Origin of the sequence: Vibrio sp. 1557 (assembly GCF_033340175.1) — a bacterium.
GTDB classification, from domain to species: Bacteria; Pseudomonadota; Gammaproteobacteria; order Enterobacterales; family Vibrionaceae; genus Vibrio; species Vibrio alginolyticus.
Window position 1 is genome coordinate 87835 of record NZ_JAWOVZ010000006.1, and the last position, 23838, is coordinate 111672.

The following is a 23838-nucleotide window of genomic DNA, read 5'->3' on the forward strand; positions in this document are numbered from 1 at the left end:
TTTAATTTTTCTCTTACCAGAAAAACTATTAAACACTTTTCGTCAGCTCTTAAGTTTCTCGTCCTTATAATACCATAAAATATTTTTTATTTAAAACCCCCACAAAAAAATTAAAATTTTTGTGATTTTTAGTTTCTCCCCTGAGAAAACCACTTTTTTATTTTTGTGATAATACTACTTTTTTATTTTTGTTTTTATTATACAAAATATTATTGAACAGTCATCATCTCTCTTTTATCTTTTCATCCTTATATTGCCACAACCCTTCCACTATAGTCATCATTGTAATGCATTGATATAAATACACTTTATGCATTTCGCAACATGTTAACATTGTTAGCATTTGATTAACTTCATTAATTATTTAATTTTCAGCACCTAAGCACAAACGAGCCAACTGTATATAATTCACACTGTTTAAATATTGTTCGGCTCACGATAATTTTTTGCACTTCCAATCTTTTCATATTTTATTATCCTACGCACATCGCTAGGCAGGCAGAAACTTGATCAGGAAGCTCATTAGGTTATATCCAATAATGTTTATTGCTAAAATTTAATTCTTGCTATATAGGAAAACTTACTATGTATAAATCCATTTCAAATAAGACAAAAAATAATTTGAAACACATTAAACGTCTATCCAATGAGGTGAAATTATATTTCAATAGCTTTCAGTCATTCGATCCGCACGACAGTTCTGTACCCACCTATGAAATTAGTTCTGGCAATGTCTATGTACTCAATAGGGCATTAAGTTGCACAGTGACCAATAAAGGCCATCGGTTACTTAATGATACCGCGCTTTTTGAGGCATTTAATCGTTCACGAAAGGGCGAAAAACGTCTCGACGGTATGCCAGCAGTCATTGGGGCCAACAACCTTCTTCCGCATGTAACGCCTGAAATTCAGGAACTTGCTCAGCGCGTGTACTACGAAGACAAAAATGGTAACACTAGGTATGGCTATCGAGCGGAGTTGGTCGGTTCAATCTGCATTCTCTATAGTCGACTAAAGCGTGAGGGTCAATTACATCACACACAATACGATCTGTATTGGCGTTGCATCGAGATGATGGAAGAATCTGTCAGCTCCTCCATTGTATCACTCATAGACGAGGCCTGCGGTATCGCTCGCTCTGCTAGCGAAACGCCTGCGACGGATGCGCTGAAGAAAATGACAACATTGAAGAATCAACTGAGCGCTGTGCCAGTGGATGGTATGTTCCCCGTCGCGTTTTATGAGCAAGTGCATCGTGTTTATGGTCATAAATTCCGTGGCATGGGTAAAACTCAGCAATGGGTAGCACAAGTCACACTCCGCTACGTCTATAGTCTGCTGCCACCTGAAGTTCAGAGTTTTTTAAAAAAAAGCCGAACGTACAGCGATAAAGGTCATCCGAAACACAAGATTTATCAGCGCCTTACAGAGGATATTGGCTATGCCATCCTAAAGTCGCACATCTCAGAAGTTACTGGCTTGCTACGTGCCTGCCCGTCAGGTCAACCTCGTAAGTTCAAGTCCTTATTTCAAACATTCGCTGAGAACAAACAAAATGATTTTGTAAATATTGATATTGATTTTGACTATTACATACAGGAAAGCGACGAGAACCGCGAGCTGTCTCGTGAGTTAGAACTGGCTAGCTAATTAATAATAGGGGTTAGGGACTAACGTTCGACAAGGTTAATATGATCTAGTAGTTTATCGCTATCCCTCCCTTTGGTATCGCTTTTTCCGACCTCCTTTACCTGCATCACTATCGGCCACAAAAGGCTTTCCCATAGGGAGCGATACAGGCTTACCCTGTTCCGTATGTTACGTAAAATGTCAACTTAGATGCTCACTCTAGTACGGAGAGTATAACGATCACGAAAGGCCACTGCCCAACTCCTTTCCGACTCTCATTGCCATTTTGGCCACAGCGTATTAACCACTTCCGCTGCTTCATCACATAACGTACCTTTAATGGATTCACATGCGTTCATCATATTGACTCCCTAGCACTTACCCGAACTGTGGTTTTCAGGAGGAACATCCTCTCACGATTTTGTTCCCACTCAGTCTAACGGCCAAGTTTCGTTACATTGTCGGATTCGCTACTTTATTCAGAATCCTAGGGGCATCTGGTGATACATTCACTCTTGTCGTGGTGAACAACGCTTCATACGACTTCAGGTCTGGTCACATCGGGGAAGTGAAACTGACAGATTGCCCCAACTCATTCATGTCCCATTCCGAGCTGGTAACTAGGAAGAAATCCTTCTCAGTTTCTTTTCAACTCATAATTTTTCAACCTTTATCGTCAGCTTACTCCAGCTCATGGGAATAGTGCTGTTATTTTCATATCGTCATTGTGTAGAGACAATAAAGTTTGCCCGTAGCGCACAACTTATTGTTTCGGTTAGTAGAGTATTGATGGCTGTTAAGCCAATGCCCTGAACAGGTCTGGTTAAGACCTACACCATACGGGCAAACTCTATTGTCATTCGCCTTGTTTTAACGAGCAGAGTTTATTGTTCCTGCACAACTAGTTTTTAGTTACTTGCCCTATTCCCACGCATGGGAATCAGTCATGATCGGCATGCTCTGAAAAATCGAGTGCCACTGATTTTAAGCTACTCGCTCTATTCCTACGCATGGGAATCAGCCATGATCGGCATGCTCAACAAAATCGAGTGCCGCTGATTTTTAGTTACTCGCTCTATTCCCACGCATGGGAATCAGCCATGATCGGGATACTCAGTAAAATCGAGTGCCGCTGATTTTCAGTTACTGGCTCTATTCCCACGCATGGGAATCAACTTGATCGGCATACTTAGCAAAATTGAGTGCCACTAATTTTTAGTTAGTTTCTCTATTCCCATGCATGGGAATCAACCTTATCGGCATACTCAACAAAATCGAGTACCGCTGATTTTCAGTTACTTGCTCTATTCCCACGCATGGGAATCAACTTGATCGGCATACTTAGCAAAATTAAGTGCCGCTAATTTTTAGATAGTTTCTCTATTCCCATGCATGGGAATCAGCCTTGATCGGCATGCTCAACAAAATCGAGTACCGCTGATTTTAAGCTACTTGCCCTATTCCCACGCATGGGAATCAACCATGATCGGCATACTCAGTAAAATCGAGTGCCGCTGATTTTAAGCTACTTGCTCTATTCCCACGCATGGGAATCAACTTGATCGGCATACTCAACAAAATCGAGTGCCGCTGATTTTTAGTTACTTGCCCTATTCCCACGCATGGGAATCAGCCATTATCGGCATGCTCAACAAAATCGAGTGCCGCTGATTTTTAGTTACTTGCTCTATTCCCACTCATGGGAATCAACCTTATCGGCATGTGTGCAGGAACAATAAACTTTGCCCGTTAAAACACGGCGTTTGCCCGTAAGGTGTAGGTCTTAACCAGATCTGTTCAGGGCATCGGTTTAACAACCATCAATACTCTACTAACCGAAACAATGGGTTGTGCGCTACGGGCAAACTTTCTTGCTTACGGGCAATCTTTATTGTCTCAACACACGTCATACCTAATTGATTAATTAGGTCCCACTGTCATAACCGTATTCACATGCGTGGGAATGGCTGTCTGACCTTCATATCTTGAAATTTAATTGGTTAAACAACCCTATGTCATAACCACTTTCTCATGTATGGAGTAATTGAATGATGTGATACGCCCTAACTAACCAAGCTAGCTCGACTTGGAGTATTGTTTAGGAAACTTCAGAATTGGTAATTTAAAAGTGCAATGAGCGCGAAATACAACATAACGCTCGGTTTAATCAAATGACGGGTATTAATGTCGAGTCAACCAATCATTGATCCAGAAATAGCTACCAGATTAGATATGTAAAAACAGAAACCAAACATTAAGCATTTGATTTGTAATAATATAAAAGAAAAAGTAACAGACTCAGATCCCCTAACCAAGTTTTATTAGCCTATTTGAGATCTTGTTTAAGACATCAAAGATGTATGCCTGAATAGATATATCCTATAGAGGGGTAAAGCATTATCTATCCCCTGAAAGGGATAATGCACTATCTATCCCTTTTAGGGGATAAAGCATTATCTATCCCCTGAAAGGGATAATGAATCATCTATCCTCTGGAAGGGATAGTCATGTTATTATCGCTTGTAAGGGATAATATCACTAAAAATCTATAGCAAATTTTGAATATAGGTCGAATAGGTTATGCGGATCTCACTAGATAAACAGACTACTCGGGGGTAGTACAAATGATATATAGCCCAAAACAACTCGCAGACAGAATGCTCCTCATAAGGCAAAAAAATCGCTGGAGTCAAAGTGAGCTAGCAAAAAAAGTAGGCTTAAAACAATCGACTATTTCTAACTTTGAAAATAATCCCAGTGGAACAACACTTTCAACCTTTTTCAAACTGCTTCAAGCGATGGAGCTGACAATAAGTGTATATGAAAAAAATCATAAGCCAGAGAGCAATACTAATAGTGATGAGGATTGGTGATGCAAGAATTAGTCGCATATATGAACGGAGAGCTTGTTGGTAGATTACAAAAACAAACAAATGGAGCACATTCTTTCAAATATGACCCTAGCTGGATTGATAGTGATAAAGCCCGCCCTTTATCACTATCATTAAAACTACAACTAAATTCTATAAAGTCAGACGCAGTCATCAACTACTTTGATAACCTTTTGCCTGACACCCCAAAAGTTCGAGACAGAATTGTAGCAAGATACAAGGCAGCATCTAAACAGCCATTTGATCTTCTCAAAGAAGTCGGGAAAGATAGTGTTGGAGCAGTCTCATTATTGCCTCCAGATCAACCTTACAAAGAAGAGCCTCTTAGCTATGAAATATTAGACGAGAACAAACTTGAAAATGTACTTCTCGCCTACAAGTCGGACATCCCACTAGGAATGCTAGAAGAGGAAGATGATTTTAGGATTTCTGTAGCAGGCGCCCAAGAAAAAACAGCTCTACTTCGCTTCAACGAACAATGGTGTATACCAAAAGGTAATACACCAACAACACACATTATAAAGTTACCTATCGGTGAGATACAGCAAGCTCAAGCAACATTGGATTTAACAGATAGTGTTGAAAATGAATTCTTATGTATTGAGTTAGCTCGGGAGCTTGGTTTTCAAGTACCTAAAGTTGAAATCATCCAAACAAGTGAAGTAAAAGCATTAGCAGTAGAGCGCTTTGATAGACGTTGGAACCGTGATAAAACAAAACTATTGCGTTTGCCACAGGAAGATATTTGCCAGGTAAATGGAATGCCCTCATCTATCAAATATGAATCTCAAGGTGGACCTGGAATTGCAGAAATAATGGATCTATTAATGGGTTCTAACAATGCAATCGAAGATCAATATAACTTTATGAAATTCCAAGTTTTTCAATGGGCTATCGGCGCAACAGATGGACATGCTAAAAACTTTTCTATCTTTATAGAAAAAGGAGGAAGCTACAGACTAACCCCTTTCTACGACATTTTATCAGCATACCCAGTACTAGGAGGAAGAGGCCTAAACATTCGGAAGTTAAAGCTTGCTATGGGGTTAAAAGCAACCAAGGGTAAAAAGTATGAGATAAGTAAAATCTATCCTCGTCACTTTATTGATACAGCTAAGCATGTAGGTTTTGACCAAGAAAAAATGCAAGCGATTCTTGATGAAATGCAAGTTGAAATGCCTAAAGCTATTGAGCGCTTAAAATCCAGATTACCTAAAGAGTTCCCGACTCAAATTGCTGACTCTATCTTCAACAACTCACTTAATATGACTGAAAAACTAAAACTAGGTAGCTAAGACGTAAGCGCCCATGAACCTACGGGGCGGTTTGCTAATGTTTGAAGTTCCATGGTAGAAGCGCATCTATATTAGGCTCAGCTTTCGCTGTCTCGACGATGCTGTAAAGCATCGCACTCGCTTCAACCTCATTTGGATTGGTCGAGAAGAGACCGTTTTTTCTGCCAATGACCAGAGGTTTAATTGCACGTCAGCACTGTTATTGTCGATAGTTAAGTGGCTGTCGTCAATGTAGCGAATAAGTTTCGGCCATTGTCCGAGCGTGTATTTTATCGCTTTACCTGACCATTACATGGATAAAACTAAGATCTTTCATGAGCATGTTCAAAGTACAGTCAACATCAGCCCTGTATTGCCTTTGATATGAGTTTATAAAGCACTTGATATATCCACACCATAGTAGCACTCCTTCGGTATCAACTAGGATTTGGCAATACATCGATGCCCAACTCCCCAATGTAAACAAAGCACGTACTAACATTGAAAGGGGAATAGTAAGCATGGTAATTCAGTTAGTTACATTAAGCTTCACGCTTACTTGACTAGTTACTTGACTAAAAATAGCAAAAACGAAAAAGGGCGTAGCAAGTACTAACCTGCTACGCCCCGAAATAAATGGCACGCCCTATAGGATTCGAACCTATGACCACATCCTTAGAAGGGACGTGCTCTATCCAGCTGAGCTAAGGGCGCGCTACAGGGACAGGATTATACGAGTTCAAACGGGTAAATCAACGGGTTTTCATAACATTCTGATCTGAATGCCTAAAAAAAGTCCATTAAAACGCTTAATGTTCAAAAACACCACAAAGCAAACGTTTGCGTATGGATGTTAATAAGAAATTCTGCGACAATGCGCCGCAGATAATCTGCCTTCTTAATTTATAAGGAAAGTCATGACTGCTCAAAATATAGACGGAACTCTCATTTCCCAAACTGTTCGATCCGAAGTGGCTGCACGTGTTAAAGCACGTGTTGAAGCTGGGCTACGTGCTCCTGGTTTAGCAGTGGTTCTAGTTGGTGAAGATCCTGCTTCTCACGTTTATGTCGGTAGCAAACGCCGCGCATGTGAAGAAGTTGGGTTTGTTTCTAAGTCTTTTGACCTTCCTGCGTCTAGCTCAGAAGAAGAGTTACTAGCTCTGATTGATGAATTAAACAACGATGATGAAATTGACGGCATTCTAGTGCAATTACCCCTTCCTGCAGGCATAGACACAACACATGTTTTAGAGCGCATTCACCCAGAGAAGGACGTGGATGGCTTCCATCCTTACAACGTTGGTCGTCTTGCGCAGCGTATTCCAAAGCTTCGCTCTTGCACGCCAAAGGGCATAATTACCCTACTCGACCGTTACAACATTGAGCTACGTGGTAAACATGCGGTTGTGGTTGGTGCATCAAACATTGTTGGTCGTCCAATGACACTTGAGCTGCTGCTTGCGGGCTGCACAACAACAACATGTCACCGTTTTACCAAAGACCTAGAGAGTCATGTGCGTCAAGCTGACGTTGTCGTGGTGGCGGTTGGTAAGCCTAACTTCATCCCTGGTGAGTGGATTAAAAAAGGCGCAGTGGTGGTCGATGTCGGTATTAACCGTCTTGATTCAGGCAAACTAGTTGGCGACGTGGAATACGACAAAGCACGTGAAAGTGCGAGCTTTATTACTCCTGTTCCTGGTGGCGTTGGCCCAATGACCGTCGCAAGTTTAATTGAGAACACGATGCTCGCTTGCGAACAGTTCCACACAGACAAATAACGTAAAACTTCAGATACGAAAAAGGCTCCGCAAGGAGCCTTTTTGCTAATTGTTGATATCTATTTCAATTACAGACTTAAAATCACGCCCGCAATCGAAGCGCTCATTAAGTTCGCCATGACACCAGCGATAATCGCACGGAAACCATGCTTAGAAACAAATGCACGCTTTTCTGGTACCAATGAGCCCAACCCACCAATCAGCATCGCCATGCTTGAGATGTTTGCAAAGCCACACAAAGCAAACGTCACGATTGCTTGTGAGTGTTCACTAAGTTGAGACTTCACTTCTGCAAGCTGGATGAAAGCGACGAACTCATTCACCACAATCTTGTTACCAATCAGCGAGCCTGCTGTGGTTGCCTCTTGCCATGGTATACCCAACAACCAAGCGACTGGCGCAAACACAAAACCTAGGATGAGCTCAAAACTTAAGGGGGTCCCAATAAGATCACCTATCCAGCCTAACATGCCGTTTAGCATTGCAATGACACTAATAAACGCCAGTAACGTACCACCGACCGATACAGCAATGCGTACACCCGCCATGGCACCATCGGCTAATGCTTCTACTACGTTGGTTGCACGTGGAATTTCAACTTGGCTAATGTCGATATCTGCTGCTTTATCCGTATCTTCTGGCATTAAAATTTTTGCCATCAACAAGCCGGCAGGTGCTGACATAAATGCAGCAGCAATAAGATAGTTGAGGTCGACACCCAGTGATGCGTAACCAACCAACGTTCCGCCAGCAACTGACGCTAAACCACCGGTCATAACTGCAAAGAACTGCGAGTCAGTCATGTGTTTTAGGTAAGGCTTTACCATTAATGGTGCTTCAATGGTGCCAACAAAGATATTCGCCGTAGCAGACAAAGACTCAGCACGACCGATACCCAGCAGCTTTTGAATACCACCACCGATAAAGTTAATGATTTTTGGCATCACACCAATGTGATAAAGACCTGAGATAAGAGAGGAGAAGAAAACGATGATACCCAGAACATTGATCGCAAAGGTGAAGCCCCCTGTAGCCAAATTACCGAATAAAAACGCAATGCCCTCTTGACCATAGTTGATCAAATTCGACACAACACTGCTCACTGAATTCAGCGCATCTCGTCCTGCTGGTACATATAAAACCAACAACGCAAACAGTACCTGCAAAGCAAACGCAAACGACACCGTTCTCAGCTTTATATTTTTTCTATTTGTAGAAAGTAGCCATGCTAGGAATAGTATGGCTACGATACCAATAATTGAGTTCATAAAATGAATCCGACAGAAGGGGGATATGGAAGGCACCGGATTGTATAGCGGACTCAAAATGCTGCAAGTTGAGGATGTTAACAGTGTGAAAAGTTTAAGCGACCAATAACTGACCAACAAAATAACCAATTGAATTTATTAAAGATAAACGTTTGCTTATTTTAATTATTTCCATATGGAAAATATGTTTCTGATTCAGGAAAAATTTTTGTGAAGTGAATCACCTTATGTGTCGTTCTACAACGTCATTGATCCTGTTATTTAGGAATAGAGATGTAAGGCGCCAAACGTTGGTCCCAATGACAAGGGTTGCCGATCTTCTGTTTGATAAAGTTAATCACTGCGGATATTTTTTTTGGCATATGTTGGCGGCTTGGGTATACCGCATAAAACGGCATCGACTGGCTAGCTTTCCAGTCAGGTAACAGCTGTATTAACTTACCCGTTCTGAACTCATCACCCAGCAAGTAAGTGGCAAGGTAGGCAATACCCCAACCTGCAATAGCCGCATCCCGGACGGCTTCTGCCAGATCCACTGAATAGTTACCCGAGACTTTTACGTTCAATTCTTGCTGATCTTTGGTAAACGCCCACCCCGTATAGTCACGCTCCCAGCTTCTGTATATGAGGCAGTTGTGAGCAGATAGGTCATCCGGTTCTGTTGGCGTGTCATGTTTCAATAAGTAATCTGGCGATGCCGCAACAACAAACTGGCAATCCGTCAAACGCTGCGCAATGTAACCTTCAGGCAAATGCTCGTTGTTGGTTACCCATAAATCGAGCCCTTCGGCTAACATATCGACCTTATAGTCAAACAGATGTACTTCCACTTGAAGTTGAGGATACAGTTCGCGTAACTCTTGAATCGCTGGAATAATGTGTAAGGTACCAAATGATTGCGACAACCCAAGACGTACCAAACCTGCTACTTCATCCCGCTGGGTTTCCATCTCTAATGTGGCGCTGCTCACCGCTTGTACCACTTGCTCACAGTGATGAAAAAAGGTTTTCCCTGCCTCAGTCGGCGTAAAGCTTCGCGTAGTGCGTTGAACAAGCTTGATACCAAGAGACGCTTCTAACTGACTTAACTGTTTACTCACATGAGACACCGACACGCCTAAGCTCTTTGCAGCAGCTGTGAAGCTTTTGTGTTTAAGAAGAGCGGAGAAAATCACCATTTGTGCGGCACGTTCAGATAACACGCTTTACCTCGATTTGGTTATAGAAAAAACAAAGGGCTCCGAAGAGCCCTTGTATTGAAGACTGGATGCCAAATTGTTTGATGGCAGATCAGTATTTAATGCGGTCAGCCAAGTGACTCACAGCAAGTGCGAAGTAGTAAGAGCGGTTCCACTTCATCAATACGTTATAGTTATTGTAAACCAGATACGTACGACCATTCTCGTCGTCCGGCATGATCAACCATGCTTTGATGTCTTCATCCAGTTTTGGCAACGGGCTACCGTCATATTTTGTGATACCTAATTGGCTCCACTCTTGAAGGTATTTGCCTTTTTCAGCCGTGCGCCCTTCTAGGCTGCGATCAATATTTTTAGGAACCTTAACTTGGCGACCCCAGGTATATTTATCATCCCAACCAGACTTGCTCAAATAGTTAGCGGTTGATGCAAACACGTCCGCTTCAGATTGCCATATGTCTTTTTTACCATCCCCGTTGCCGTCAGCAGCAAAACGAAGGAAAGAGCTTGGCATAAACTGGCATTGACCCATAGCACCAGCCCATGAGCCTTTAAAGTTCTCTAGCTCAATATGGCCTTGATCGAGGATCTGCAGTGCCGACATAGTCTCTTTACGGAAAAACTCTTCACGACGGCCTTCAAATGCCATTGTGGATAGTGCATCAATCACTTTAAAGTTGCCGGTAAACTTACCAAAGTTACTTTCAACTCCCCAAAGTGCCACAATAAAGCGCGGGTGGACACCGTACTCATCGCCTATACGCTTTAGCTCGGTGTAATGCTCTTTGTAGAGTTGTCTGGCTTGCTTCACCTTCCATTCAGGCACCGCGCGAGGAATGTACTCATCCAATGTCAGTTTCTTTTCTGGTTGGTTTCGGTCCGCTTTTACTGCTCGGGGCTTGTACTCAACATTAGCAAAAGCAGCACTAATGACCTGCTCTGAGATACCTTTATCACGAGCTTCAGCACGCAGCTTATTCAAGTATTCATCAAAACCCTCGCTACTTGCAAAAGCCGAGGTACACATACCAACGCTAAGCATGGTAGCCAGTATCTTTTTCATATTGCCCTCCTTGAGCAAGGCAGAAATCCCAGATGAAAAACGATGACGTTATTCGCCTTTCTGCTGGGCTTTTTGTTCTTTGTACTTTTCTAATAGGTTCTCCGGCGGCGGTGGAACCTGAAGAAAGAAGCCATCATTTTGTAATGAAGCCTTCACTTTTTCGATATCAACTTGTGCCAATTTACGGCCATCAAGTTTAATCGTCATGACAGCGATAGGCTTACCGAACATCTGCATTAAGGTGTCAGGAACCTGTGAAAAATCATCCTTTTTCGGAATATAGAGATAAGTACCTTCTTTTTTCGAGCTTTTATAAATAGAACAAAGCATGACACGCCTTTTATGCTGATTTAGCCGCGTTGAGTGCGGATTAGGTTGTAAACGTCAAATTCTCGCAAACTTAATAGCAAATTTGAGATTAATTCACCTATTTGCCCCCGAGAGAACTTGCTGCGTCAAAGGATGAAATATAACATGACATACCTAGTTTAAGGCAACGCTCTTTCAATAAAGGCAAGAAGTCCACGATGACCCATTCACCAGACCTTAAAGGTAGCAGTTTTACATTGTCAGTTTTACACCTTTCTGACAATGAGATCGCAAAGACTGTCGAATTTTTGCAAGAAAAAGTTTCTCAAGCACCTTCTTTTTTTGCATCCGCGCCTTTGGTAATCAATATAGCAAAAGTACAAGGCGACATTGATTTCCCTAAGCTTAAACAAGGCATCTCAGATGCTGGTTTTATTCCGGTCGGTGTAACGGGCTGTAAAGACAAGCGTGTACAAAACCTTGCTTCCGAAGCTGGCTTCGCCATTATGTCGGCGAGCAAATCACCAAGCCAAGCACCTGCCAAAATGGCACCAACGAAAGTAGTTCGTACGCCTGTCCGCTCAGGACAACAGATCTACGCAAAAGATGGTGATTTGGTGGTGCTAGCGCACGTCAGTGCAGGTGCTGAAGTCATTGCTGACGGCTCTATTCATATCCATGGCACACTTCGAGGTCGTGCGATTGCAGGAGCAAGTGGTCAGCAGGAAGCGCGTATTATTTGCCACGATTTACAAGCAGAACTGGTATCCATTGCGGGTGACTACTGGTTAAGCGATCAAATTGAAAGCGAGTACTGGCAAAAGAAAGTAATGATCAGTAAAGCCGATGAATCATTACATTTAGAAGTTCTCGCGATTTAATCTAAAAAGGAAAAAAAATGGCACGCATTATTGTAGTAACGTCTGGTAAAGGTGGCGTTGGTAAAACCACTTCAAGCGCAGCCATCGCCTCTGGTCTAGCTCTTAAGGGAAAAAAGACCGCGGTGATCGATTTTGACATCGGTTTGCGTAACCTCGATCTAATCATGGGCTGTGAGCGCCGCGTCGTGTATGACTTTGTGAACGTCATTAACGGTGAAGCGACATTAAACCAAGCGCTGATCAAAGATAAGCGCACGGACAACCTATTTATTCTTCCTGCTTCTCAAACTCGTGATAAAGACGCACTGACAAAAGATGGTGTTCAGCGCGTATTCGGCGAACTTGATGAAATGGGCTTTGATTTCATTATTTGTGATTCACCAGCAGGTATCGAGCAAGGCGCGTTAATGGCCTTGTACTATGCCGATGAAGCCATTGTCACAACGAACCCAGAAGTCTCTTCTGTACGTGACTCTGACCGCATTCTCGGTATTTTAGATTCTAAGTCACTGCGTGCAGAACAAGGGCTAGAGCCAGTAAAACAGCATCTGTTACTGACTCGCTACAACCCATCTCGCGTCACTCAAGGCGAAATGCTAAGCGTTGAAGACGTTGAGGAGATCTTACATATTCCACTACTGGGCGTGATTCCAGAAAGCCAAGCCGTGCTTAACGCGTCAAACAAAGGTGTGCCAGTCACTTTTGACGATAACACCGATGCGGGTATGGCTTATTCTGACACCGTTGATCGCTTATTAGGCAATCAGGTTGAATTTCGTTTCCTTACTGAGGAGAAGAAAGGACTCTTTAAACGACTCTTTGGAGGCTAGACATGTCATTATTAGAATTTTTCCGTCCACAGAAGAAAACTTCTGCGAATCTAGCTAAAGAGCGTTTGCAAATCATTGTCGCAGAGCGCCGCAGCCAAAATGATCCTGCGCCGTCTTACTTGCCTCAATTAAAAGAAGACATCTTGAAGGTGATCAGCAAGTACGTGGCAATTGATCCAAATATGGTTGACTTAACATTTGAGCACAAAGACGACGATATCTCAGTTCTTGAGCTAAATGTGAAGCTACCAGACGAAGAAAAGTAATCAGTTTCTCTCGCCAGACGAATGCTCTAATTAGAACGAAAAAGGTTGGCATCGAGGCCAACCTTTTTCATCTTTCATTACTTTAATGCTTTGTTCATCTTGTCGCCGAGTAAATCCAAACGCCACCCTTGCATCAAATCAGGCAACACTTCTGGGTCACGATCTTTTTTCCAAACCCAACTGATCAACTGATTGATCTGCTTTTTAGAGGCAAGGAACTCCGTGGCTAAACCTGACTTCTGCGAAGCCGATTTCACCAAGTCTTTCATATTTTTGAAGACCTGCTTGTAACCCGGATAGTCCATTAAACGCTCAATTTTCGCAGGATACTCTTCAGAAGGTGTTTGCTTCGCTTGTTTAACAATCGCGGCAATCTTCGCGCCATGGCGGTTAATCGCTCGGATATCAATATCTTCTGCTTCCATCTTCTTAAAGTTCGTTAAACCAAGACGAGCGACCGTTAATAGATCACCTTCTTTGAAGATAAAGTTCAGCGCTAAATCTCTTTTGATTGCTTCACGATAACGCCACGTCGCCAATGGCTTTAAAATCGCCAGCTCAGAAGGTTTTAATTGCCAAGCGCCCTTAATATCAAGGTAGGCATGCTCTTCATTGGTTACGCGAATACGTTTCGAAACGAGTAAATCACTTTCTTGCTGTACAGCTTCCCACCAACCTGCTTGCGTCACCTTATCGAACAGCTTTTCGTATAACGGTAACAAGTAATGAACATCTGCGGCAGCATAATCTAATTGCTTTTGTGTCAGTGGACGAGCCATCCAGTCGGTACGTGATTCACTTTTGTCGAGCTCTACGCCTAAATATTCTTCCACCAGCGATGCGAAGCCTGTCGATAGGCCGTGACCGAGAAAAGCGGCCATCAGCTGCGTATCCACCATAGGGAATGGTGTACAACCAAAAGCGTTTTGGAAAACTTCTAAATCTTCACCACATGCGTGCAGCACTTTTAGCACAGAAGTATCTTTTAATAGCGCTACAAACGGCGTCATATCCGTTAATTCAGTCGGATCAATCAGCGAGAGGCGATTACCATCGAAAAGCTGAATCAGACCTAACTGCGGGTAGAAAGTGCGAATACGAACGAATTCGGTATCCAGCATCACTACGTCTGCCTCTCGGGCATGAGTGCAAACCTCTTCTAGGTCTTTGTTTTTAGTAATAATTTGATAGTTCACATACTTCTCGCTATAAAAATGCCAGCAAAACGCTGGCATTCTATCATTTTTTAAATCTCTCGACTCGACGAAATCGGCTTATGCGCTTTTCTTCGCAAGTTCAGCGTCATTCTCTTCGCGTAAAACACGACGCAAGATCTTACCGACATTGGTTTTAGGTAAGTCTTCGCGGAACTCAACCAACTTCGGAACTTTGTAGCCAGTTAAGTGTTCTCGACAATGCGCGATCACTTCGTCTTTGGTCAAGCTCGGATCGCGTTTCACGACATAAATCTTCACTAATTCACCAGACACTTCATGCGGCTGACCAATAGCAGCAACTTCAAGTACTTTGCCGTGAAGTGCTACAACGTCTTCGATTTCGTTCGGGTAAACATTAAAGCCTGATACTAAGATCATGTCTTTCTTACGGTCAACGATATGCAGGAAGCCTTCGTCATCGAACTTAACGATGTCGCCGGTTGATAGCCAGCCGTCTTCGTTAATCGTATCTTTCGTTGCTTCAGGTCGTTGCCAGTAACCTTGCATAACCTGAGGACCACGAACTTGAAGTTCGCCAGTTTCAGTATTCGCAAGAGCGTTACCTTCTTCGTCCACGATACGAACTTCTGTTGATGGTACCGGCAGACCAATAGAGCCATTGTATTCAACAAGATCATGCGGATATGCCGCCACCAACGGAGAACACTCTGTTAGACCGTAACCTTCGAGCAAATAACAACCCGTGGTCTTTTGCCATCTTTCTGCCACTGAGCGCTGCACTGCCATGCCGCCGCCAACGGCTAAACGTAGATTACTGAAATCCAACTCGTGGAAATCTTCATTATTGACCAATGCATTAAATAAGGTATTCACGCCCGTAATCGCAGTAAACGGATGCTTTTGTAGCTCTTTCACGAACCCTGGAATATCTCTAGGGTTGGTAATAAGTAAGTTACGACCACCCATTTCAACAAACAGCAGACAGTTTACGGTAAGAGCAAATACGTGATACAGCGGTAATGCTGTCACGACTAATTCACGCCCCGGAGATAAAACCGGTCCGTACGCGCCTTTTGCCTGTAGAACGTTCGCAATCATGTTGCGGTGAGTCAGAATCGCGCCTTTCGCGACACCTGTCGTCCCCCCCGTATATTGCAGGAATGCAATGTCATCCCCAGACATAAACGGTTTAACGTATTGTAGACGACGACCTTTACGTAGAGCCTGACGCATTGAGATTGCACCAGGTAAATCGTACTTAGGCACCATGCCCTTAACGTACTTCACCACGAAATCGACAATCGTACCTTTCGCTCGTGGCAGCATTTGACCAAGACTGGTTAACACTACGTGTTTGACTGGTGTTTTATCGACGATTTGTTCTAGCGTATTCGCAAAGTTAGACACAATCACAATCGTCGTCGCACCTGAGTCATTCAATTGGTGTTCAAGTTCACGAGGAGTGTAAAGTGGGTTAACGTTTACGGCGATACAACCTGCACGCAAAATACCAAATAATGCTACTGGGTATTGCAGTAAGTTTGGCATCATCAGAGCAACGCGGTCACCCTTTTGCAGTTTTAACTCGTTTTGCAGATACGCTGCGAATGCGCGACTACGCTCTTCCAATTTACGGAAGGTCATAACCGAGCCCATGTTCATGAATGCTGGTTGGTCTGCATATTTTTGTACAGACTGTTCAAACATTTCTACCAAAGACTCATATTGCTCTGGATTAATGGTTTCAGGTACGTCACTTGGATAACGTGAAAGCCATGGTTTATCCACGATGTTACTCCTCGTTTATAACTGGCTAAAAAATAGCGTCCTTTTTATTTTGAAAGCTATTACAGCACAGCGAACGTGCTTGAGCACGCAACTCTCAAACACTTGTTTAAATTTTGTTAACTACACCAAGAATTCGCGTTGCGACCTCGAGTATTTGCTCTAAATGACAGTGATGACCACCCTTGACAGAAACCACTTGCGGTGGGTTCTCTCCCCAATCAGCTTGGTTAGATGGTAAATTCTGAAATCCTTGATCGCCTAATACGATCAAATGAGGACAACGTATTTGGCTGGTAATCGAGTTAGCATGCGCTTGCGCCATTCGGTAAAGCGACGCACATTTTAACTTGGCATCATGCCGCCAATACCATTTATCTCCTCGCTGCTCCGTTCCTCGCTCGACTATCGGCAGAAGCTGCTCAGCGGTTAATTGGTTGGCTTGCATGCGTAATTTTAACGCCAGATCGAAGGAGGCAATGCTTCGCTCTGGCTTGTTTTGCTGTCTTATTCGACTTAAAACGCCATCGCGAAGACGAGGCAAACTGTTAGTAGGATCTTCAGTAAGAGGTCCTGCTCCCTCAATTTGCACAAGAGCTTCGACCTGCTCTGGAAACGCAGCACTATAGCAACTTGCGATTAAAGCACCAAGTGAATGCCCTACTAATATCAGTCTGTTTGGTGATAATTCGTCCAACAGCTGATATAAATCGGCAATATAGTCGTGAAAGGGGTAATAATTATCGTGAGATTTATGACTCGATAAACCGTGACCAAAATGATCGATGGCGAGGAGGTGTAAGTGAGGATTAAGTTGATTCAACTGCTCCATGAGCGCTTTAAAGCTGCCCGCATTATCTAACCACCCATGAAGAAAAACGACTGACAAGTCAGCCGTTTTCTCGTTCCCTATCTCAAGGGCTGCCATTTTGCCGGCAGGAAGCTCGAATTGACGCTCATGCATCGCAGATTATTTGACCTGTTTTATCACTTTACCGTCTTGCGGGAAATCATTACGCCACATGCGGCAGTTAATCGAGTAACATGGGTAAAAGTAGGTTGGCGAGTCATACATGCGTACACGTTCTTCAATTTTCCATAAACGGTACCCTTCCCCCTTAATTACTGGGAAGATGTAACCGTGCTCACCGATCTTTCCTTCTTCTTCCCCTGCTCCTTTGCCTACAACCGTCACCAAACGGCCTTCACTAAAGGCGACAGGCTCTAAATAGCCATCAAAATAGGCGACAAAACGCCCCGTAGGCTCTTCATCAATATCAGGTTTACCAGACTCACTGATAGGAAGGTTTACAATCTCTAGACGCGTTTTATCTTTAAAGTTATCCACTTTAGCGATGATTCCACCAAGGCGAACATCTTCACTCACTTGCCCCTGAGACTCAGCAAACGCTTTATAGTCTGTAACGACCAATTCTGTGCTTGCATTTAGCTCCTCTGGCAAAGAGCTACACGCAGACAAACCAACCGTAGCAAATAATGCGAGAAAAAACCGTCCAAAAACCTTCATAAACCACCTTTCAATATTAGTAACCCCAAGCTGGGGAGATCTCACACGTAAATATCGACACCAAGTAATTGAGCCAGTTCCTCTTTTTTAGCTCGATTCATGACATCCATGTACTGCTCCATTGCTTTACGTGCGCCCCCTTCAGGAAGGTCATATTGCACTTGAGCTCGGTGAATTTGGGACTCATCCACGTGTTTTATGGAGTGCGCCACGGCGTTAGCAACCTTTGAAGGCTGACCTACAGGCTGCTTTGTTTGTGATTTATTTACCTGCTTCTTTTGACTGGCTTTATGAGTGCGATTTGCACCGGGAATCAAAGAAGGAGGCAAGCCATTAATCGACGCCATAGCACTCCATAAAAATACAGGGCAAACGCCCTGCTTTTTGTCAGGTTAATGAAAAACGGACTATTCGCGACCAGGAAGTTTTTTCCATGTCACATTATCACGTAAATAAACAGGGCTCGAATCTTCGACCGGCACGGTATTACCCTTTTTAAATTCTTGTTCAGCAAGAATCACGATGTCTTGTGAATCAGGGTACAGAACGTCACCATGCGTCAGATTAAACGGTAGGTCTGCTAATACTTCTTGGTAAGCATCCCAACCAGTACCTGCTGTCGTCCACGTTTTGTCGTCTGCTTGTGCTTCTTCAACGAGACGTGCTGGTGGAATTACGCACTCTGCATCCATCTCTGCCCACTCACCGTTTGCTTGGCGAGTGTAACGTGCCCAGTAAACTTCACCCATACGTGCGTCAATAGCCACAGCGACATCGGTCACACCATGTAAGCGATAGCTACCTTGAGCCATTGCAGCCAGCGTTGAAACGCCGATCATAGGTAAGTCAGCACCGAACGCCAAACCTTGTGCGATACCAATACCGATACGAACGCCAGTAAAGCTACCTGGACCACGTCCAAACGCTAACGCATCCAGCTCTTGTAGAGTCAGGCCAGCTTCTTTGAGTACTTCATCAACCATTGGCAGTACTTTTTTGGTGTGATCGCGTGGTGCAACCGCGCTACGTGAAATCACTTGATCATTAGCCAACAACGCAACTGAACAGTTTTCAGTCGCTGTATCGATAGCAAGAATTTTTGCGCTCATTTAACTCTCTACAACTCTCATTTATTGGGTTATGCCTCAGCACTTGCGTCTGTGACAGATTGTTCTGCTTTCAGGAATGCTTTGATTCCATCTAAGTCTCGCGTCCTTGGGATAGGTGGTAGACTTCCGAGGAAAATACCACCATAGTCTCGCGTGACGAGGCGATTATCACAAATGATCAACGCACCGTGATCCTTCTGATCTCGAATTAATCGCCCGACTCCCTGCTTTAACGTAATCACTGCATCCGGGATTTGTACTTCAGCAAATGGTTCACCGCCACGTAATCGACAATCCTCGATACGGGCTTTGAGTAACGGATCGTCAGGGGCGGTAAACGGTAATTTGTCGATAATAACACAGCTCAGCGCATCACCTCTAACATCAATCCCTTCCCAGAAAGCGCCCGTCGCCACGAGTAAAGCGTTACCCAGTTCCATAAACTCCGCCAAGGTTTTCTGCTTACTCATCTCCCCTTGCATTAACACAGGCAGCTCAAGTACTTCTCGGAACTTCTCACCTAGTTCACGCATCATGCTGTGCGAGGTACATAAAAAGAAGCAGCGACCATCATTTTCTTCAATCACCGGAGCAAGCATTCGGACTAACTTATCCGCTAAGCCGTTACTGTTTGGCTCTGGCAAATACCTTGGCACACAAAGGCGCGCTTGCTTTTGATAATCAAAGGGGGACGGCAGAGAAAATTGCTTTGTAGGCTTGAGGCCAAGGCGCTCAGTAAAGTGCTTGAAATCGCCCGATACGGCTAGGGTTGCTGACGTGAAAATCCACGCGCCTTGTTTAATCTCTATTTGCTCATGGAACTTGTCCGCGACAGAAAGAGGCGTAATGTGCAGAGCGAAATGACGAGGCGAGGTATCGTACCAGTATGAGTAACCGGTAATATCGACATCACATACCCGGTCTATACGGCCTTTGATCAAATTGGCTCGTTCAAAGGCCGTATCCAGTAATTGACTGCGCCCTAAAGCTATTTTGAGTACATCAATCGCCAATTCGAGGCTATCAGTTAAGCGCAATAATTCTCGCTTAATAGAACCTGATTGCAACGCCTCACGCCAGTTGCCACGAAAGCCTGGCTCACCCAATACAATCCGCATGTCCATTGCGCTTTGCATGAGTTTGTCGCCCACTTTTTGCAATTGACGCATATCTTTGGCTTCGGTGCGATAGGCTATTTCAATGTCTTTGGCAAGATCGTGAATTTGGCGGCTTGAAACTGACTGGCCGAAATATTCGCTCGCAATATCTGGCAACTGATGAGCTTCATCAAAAATAAACACATCGGCTTCTGGAATCAGTTCACCAAATCCTGTCTCTTTGATCGCTAAATCAGCAAGAAATAAGTGATGGTTCACCACAACAATGTCGGAATCCATGGCTCGCTTACGCGCTTTCAATACAAAGCAATCGGTGTAGCTCGGACACTCTTTACCTAAACAGTTATCATTGGTTGAGGTGATAGTCGGAATGATCATGCTGTCTTCTGGCAGATCATCGCAATCACCAAGGTCACCTGTTTTGGTTTCTGATGACCAAGTACGCACTTTAACCAGTTGAGTTAATAACGTCGGGTCAGATTCATTAGTGTGGCTTTCGACCATTTGGCGGCTCAAACGATCCAAACACAGATAATTAGAACGCCCTTTTAATAACGCCACTTGGCCATAAAAACCAAGCGCATTGACCATGAGCGGTAAGTCACGATGGTACAACTGCTCTTGCAAGTTTTTCGAGCCTGTACTGATGATCACTTTTTTACCGCTCAACAGCGCAGGGACTAGGTATGCGAAGGTCTTACCGGTTCCGGTTCCTGCCTCCACCACCAACTGGGTTTGATCTTTGATCGCACTGCTGACGGCTTCCGCCATATCGATTTGTGGCTGACGAGCTTGAAAGCCAGGAATGGCCTTACCTAACGCGCCATCAGAGGAAAAAGTTTTTGCGATCATGCTTGGTATTGAGTTTGAAAAATTATCGAGAGTATATCAGAGGAATAGGAGTGACATCAGCCCACAATCTGACCAGCTTGCGGCGACACGCGGATATTTTGTTGAAACCAACGTAAGAATAGATTATTTATGGTGAAACATGGCAGTACAGTTACACCCGCCAGGGAATAATAACAAATTCGTACGCTAAAATATTAATGCATGGAAGTACCTGATTTATGGAAAAGAAAACACTGTTGACCCACTGTTCTGACGCCCCGGGTCTCATCTCGAAAATTACTAATATCTGTTACAAGCACCAACTCAACATCGTTCACAATAACGAATTTGTTGATAATACCAGTGGCCACTTTTTCATGAGAACGGAGTTGGAGGGGTACTTCAACGATCAAACGTTTCTTGCCGACTTGGACCAAGCTCTCCCGCAAGGTGCTAAGCGTAAATTGGTTGGCTCTCGCCGTAAGCGCATCGTCATTCTCGTCACAAAAGAAGCGCATTGTTTAGGCGATATTCTGATGAAAACCTACGATGGAAGCCTAGATGTTGAGATCGCCGCTGTGGTGGGGAATTACGACAAACTGCAAACTCTCACTGAACGCTTCGACATTCCTTACCACCATGTGACCCATGAAAACCTTAGCCGTGAAGAACACGAGCAGAAGATGCTAGAAGTGATCGATCAATACGATGCTGACTTTTTGGTGCTAGCTAAATACATGCGCGTATTAACGCCGACGTTTGTTGAGAAATATCACCACAAAATCATTAATATTCATCACAGCTTCTTACCTGCTTTTATTGGCGCGAAGCCATATCAACAAGCTTACGATCGCGGTGTGAAAATCATCGGTGCAACAGCACACTTCGTGACTAATGATTTAGATGAAGGGCCGATCATCAAGCAAGACGTAATTCCTGTCGACCATACATTCAATGCCCAAGATATGGCGCAAGCGGGACGCGATGTAGAGAAGAACGTATTGAGTAAGGCTTTGAATAAAGTGATCAATGACCACGTCTTTGTTTATGGGAATAAGACAGTGATCCTGTAATCCCTCCGTACTAGTTACAACGATAGTGAAACCCGTCCAACTTGGCGGGTTTCATCTTTTCAGAAGATCCCCCCTCCAATTCTAACCATCAAAGTTAAACCGATACGTTATAATTTTTCATTTCTCCACAACTATTTACTGAGAGAATGATTCCGTTTATCATTTGCCCTCCTTATAATAAACCACGTTAATATTACGGAATTAAAATGAAAAAAACGTTAGTGGCTTTTCTGATTGGGCTGACTTTACCAGCAACCACAATCGCAGATACTCTTGAGCCTGTTCAGAATGATGTATCCACTCGCATTATCGGCGGCGAACCTGCCAACACTTCCGACTGGAAATTTATTGCTTCACTGGTACGTAAAGGACAACCTACATCTATTGGTCACTTTTGTGGTGGCAGTTTCCTAGGTGGAAAATACGTATTAACTGCTGCGCACTGTGTGGAAGGTCTTAATGCGGACGATCTGGATATCGTTCTTGGTCTTTATGACAAAAACAGAGAGTCTCAAGCACAGCGCATCGCCATTAAAAATATCTATTCACATGATGAATATAACAACATAACAACGAACAATGACATCGCTCTTATTGAATTAGAACGCAATATCGATAGCGCAACTATTGACCTGGCAACGCCAGAACTTTTAGATAGCGTACGCGTAGGAGACAAGTTGCACGTGGCTGGATGGGGAAATACGTCCACGACAGACCGAATATACCCAACCGTTTTACAACAAGTAGATTTGGAATACGTAGATCGAGCTACCTGCCAAAACCTACCAGGAAACTACTCTAATGTATCAGATGACGGTATTTGCGCCGGATACTATTGGGGAGGTAAAGATAGCTGCCAAGGAGATAGCGGCGGTCCACTCATCGTTGATGATAACGGTATCAACAAATTGCTAGGCGTGGTCAGCTGGGGGGATGGATGTGCTCAACCAAACGCTTATGGTGTTTACGCCAACGTCGCTCATTTTCAACACAATGGATGGATAGATAGCCATCGCAATACTATCAGCTTCACTAAGTACCGAGATCTTCGTTTCGTTGAGCGAAAAGCGCAGCAAGAGACCTTTACTATTCGTAATGACGATACTATCCCATTAAACATCTACGAAAGCACAATATCATACGGAAGTACCATCGAGAAAAGCACTTGTACTGGTACCTTAAAGCCTTCGCAAAGCTGTCAAATTACCGTCGGCTACCAACCTAGCTATTCGGGATCAGAAACAACGATAGAGCTCTTTACCGATCATCCGAAACTGTCCAGACTCACAACAACTTTCGAGTATTCAGGTGTAGATAAAGCAAGCAGATCAGTGCGTAATGCCATTCCGCTAGCAGACGCAAATGTTTATACCGGTCAAAACGCTTGGACGGCTGAAAATGGTGAACTGCAATCAGCGGATATGGGAGCTTATCCTGGTGTATCTGAGCTGGTTTTGACCGATCTTCCGAAGGGCAAACTTACCATGGATCTCAAAGTAATGTCCGATGGTTTTGATTACTTGTTCATCTTAGTTAATGGTGAAATTTACGATAGCACCAACCAACTCCTCGATTATAAAGAGATCCAGATCGATCTTTACAAAGCATCTAATACGATAACGTTTGAATACGTCCAACACCCGTTTTCAAGTGGCATTTACAGCGCGCAAGCATTTGTTCGCAACATAAATATGTCAGTCAGCACAGATAATACGGGCGATGCTGGTAACGACGTTAATAAAAAGTCTAGTTCAGGCGGCAGTTTATCTATTGGCCTACTGGTGTTAATGGCTGCAGGTTCATTCGTACGACGCAAAAAAAGGTAACG

20 protein-coding genes, 1 tRNA gene and 1 pseudogene are annotated in these 23838 nt (G+C 43.6%); 9 read left to right on the forward strand and 13 right to left on the reverse strand.

Annotation, left to right across the window (positions count from 1 at the left end):
* Positions 1-765: 765 nt before the first annotated feature.
* From R7070_RS10320 to R7070_RS10330, 3 genes are all read left to right on the forward strand, one after another.
* Complete coding sequence (locus R7070_RS10320; RefSeq protein ID WP_318136656.1) at positions 766-1650, forward strand: P63C domain-containing protein; 885 nt, start codon at positions 766-768, stop codon at positions 1648-1650.
* A gap of 2603 nt (positions 1651-4253) precedes the next feature.
* Positions 4254-4502, forward strand: a complete 249-nt coding sequence (hipB, locus tag R7070_RS10325; protein ID WP_256954248.1) for a type II toxin-antitoxin system antitoxin HipB — start codon at positions 4254-4256, stop codon at positions 4500-4502.
* On the forward strand, positions 4502-5815 hold the full coding sequence (locus tag R7070_RS10330) for a type II toxin-antitoxin system HipA family toxin (RefSeq protein WP_318136655.1): 1314 nt from the start codon (positions 4502-4504) through the stop codon (positions 5813-5815). The genes hipB and R7070_RS10330 overlap by 1 nt, the downstream gene beginning before the upstream one ends.
* Before the next feature lie 34 nt (positions 5816-5849).
* Here R7070_RS10330 and R7070_RS10335 read toward each other — a convergent pair.
* A pseudogene (locus R7070_RS10335) lies at positions 5850-6097 on the reverse strand (IS66 family transposase); the annotation flags it as partial.
* Between the two features lie 334 nt (positions 6098-6431).
* Positions 6432-6508: transfer RNA gene (locus R7070_RS10340), tRNA-Arg, on the reverse strand.
* A 203-nt stretch (positions 6509-6711) separates the two neighbouring features.
* Here R7070_RS10340 and folD point away from each other — a divergent pair.
* Positions 6712-7572 carry a bifunctional methylenetetrahydrofolate dehydrogenase/methenyltetrahydrofolate cyclohydrolase FolD gene (folD, locus tag R7070_RS10345; protein ID WP_256900424.1) on the forward strand — a complete coding sequence of 287 codons (861 nt, stop codon included), beginning with the start codon at positions 6712-6714 and terminating at the stop codon, positions 7570-7572.
* 68 nt (positions 7573-7640) lie between these two features.
* Here folD and R7070_RS10350 read toward each other — a convergent pair whose 3' ends face one another.
* From R7070_RS10350 to R7070_RS10365, 4 genes are all read right to left on the reverse strand, one after another.
* Positions 7641-8840, reverse strand: coding sequence for a NupC/NupG family nucleoside CNT transporter (locus R7070_RS10350; protein ID WP_005382298.1), 1200 nt, complete (start codon positions 8838-8840; stop codon positions 7641-7643).
* 257 nt (positions 8841-9097) lie between these two features.
* Positions 9098-10042, reverse strand: a complete 945-nt coding sequence (locus R7070_RS10355) for a LysR family transcriptional regulator (RefSeq protein WP_017634801.1) — start codon at positions 10040-10042, stop codon at positions 9098-9100.
* An 88-nt stretch (positions 10043-10130) separates the two neighbouring features.
* Positions 10131-11102 (reverse strand): lytic transglycosylase domain-containing protein, encoded by a 972-nt coding sequence (locus tag R7070_RS10360; protein WP_005388330.1) that lies wholly within the window; start codon positions 11100-11102, stop codon positions 10131-10133.
* 48 nt (positions 11103-11150) lie between these two features.
* Positions 11151-11432, reverse strand: a complete 282-nt coding sequence (locus R7070_RS10365) for a YcgL domain-containing protein (RefSeq protein WP_005382303.1) — start codon at positions 11430-11432, stop codon at positions 11151-11153.
* A 197-nt stretch (positions 11433-11629) separates the two neighbouring features.
* Between R7070_RS10365 and minC the strand changes: the two genes are divergently transcribed.
* The 3 genes from minC to minE are packed head-to-tail and all read left to right on the forward strand — an operon-like array spanning position 11630 to position 13388.
* Complete coding sequence (gene minC / locus R7070_RS10370; RefSeq protein ID WP_005382304.1) at positions 11630-12292, forward strand: septum site-determining protein MinC; 663 nt, start codon at positions 11630-11632, stop codon at positions 12290-12292.
* A 17-nt stretch (positions 12293-12309) separates the two neighbouring features.
* Positions 12310-13122, forward strand: coding sequence for a septum site-determining protein MinD (gene minD / locus R7070_RS10375; RefSeq protein ID WP_005388331.1), 813 nt, complete (start codon positions 12310-12312; stop codon positions 13120-13122).
* Between the two features lie 2 nt (positions 13123-13124).
* Positions 13125-13388, forward strand: coding sequence for a cell division topological specificity factor MinE (gene minE, locus R7070_RS10380; protein WP_005388332.1), 264 nt, complete (start codon positions 13125-13127; stop codon positions 13386-13388).
* Between the two features lie 77 nt (positions 13389-13465).
* Here minE and rnd read toward each other — a convergent pair whose 3' ends face one another.
* The 7 genes from rnd to R7070_RS10415 form a co-directional block, all read right to left on the reverse strand.
* Positions 13466-14584: a ribonuclease D gene (gene rnd / locus R7070_RS10385; RefSeq protein ID WP_138939406.1), complete on the reverse strand. Its 1119-nt coding sequence runs from the start codon at positions 14582-14584 to the stop codon at positions 13466-13468.
* A gap of 78 nt (positions 14585-14662) precedes the next feature.
* Positions 14663-16354: a long-chain-fatty-acid--CoA ligase FadD gene (fadD, locus tag R7070_RS10390; RefSeq protein WP_005382216.1), complete on the reverse strand. Its 1692-nt coding sequence runs from the start codon at positions 16352-16354 to the stop codon at positions 14663-14665.
* A gap of 106 nt (positions 16355-16460) precedes the next feature.
* A complete protein-coding gene (locus R7070_RS10395) occupies positions 16461-17315 on the reverse strand; it encodes an alpha/beta fold hydrolase (protein WP_238958909.1) in 855 nt (284 codons plus the stop codon).
* Positions 17316-17321: 6 nt separating this feature from the next.
* Positions 17322-17879 carry a Slp family lipoprotein gene (locus R7070_RS10400; protein WP_017819941.1) on the reverse strand — a complete coding sequence of 186 codons (558 nt, stop codon included), beginning with the start codon at positions 17877-17879 and terminating at the stop codon, positions 17322-17324.
* A 41-nt stretch (positions 17880-17920) separates the two neighbouring features.
* Complete coding sequence (locus R7070_RS10405; protein ID WP_017819942.1) at positions 17921-18226, reverse strand: hypothetical protein; 306 nt, start codon at positions 18224-18226, stop codon at positions 17921-17923.
* 60 nt (positions 18227-18286) lie between these two features.
* Positions 18287-18988 carry a tRNA (adenosine(37)-N6)-threonylcarbamoyltransferase complex dimerization subunit type 1 TsaB gene (gene tsaB / locus R7070_RS10410; RefSeq protein ID WP_033906910.1) on the reverse strand — a complete coding sequence of 234 codons (702 nt, stop codon included), beginning with the start codon at positions 18986-18988 and terminating at the stop codon, positions 18287-18289.
* Between the two features lie 29 nt (positions 18989-19017).
* Positions 19018-20958, reverse strand: a complete 1941-nt coding sequence (locus R7070_RS10415; RefSeq protein WP_025766979.1) for an ATP-dependent DNA helicase — start codon at positions 20956-20958, stop codon at positions 19018-19020.
* A gap of 218 nt (positions 20959-21176) precedes the next feature.
* On the opposite strand from R7070_RS10415, the gene purU reads away from it, so the two are divergent.
* Together purU and R7070_RS10425 are read left to right on the forward strand one after the other, a co-directional pair.
* A complete protein-coding gene (purU, locus tag R7070_RS10420) occupies positions 21177-22010 on the forward strand; it encodes a formyltetrahydrofolate deformylase (protein ID WP_005382206.1) in 834 nt (277 codons plus the stop codon).
* Between the two features lie 206 nt (positions 22011-22216).
* On the forward strand, positions 22217-23836 hold the full coding sequence (locus R7070_RS10425) for a serine protease (RefSeq protein WP_065274266.1): 1620 nt from the start codon (positions 22217-22219) through the stop codon (positions 23834-23836).
* The last annotated feature ends 2 nt before the right edge of the window (positions 23837-23838 follow it).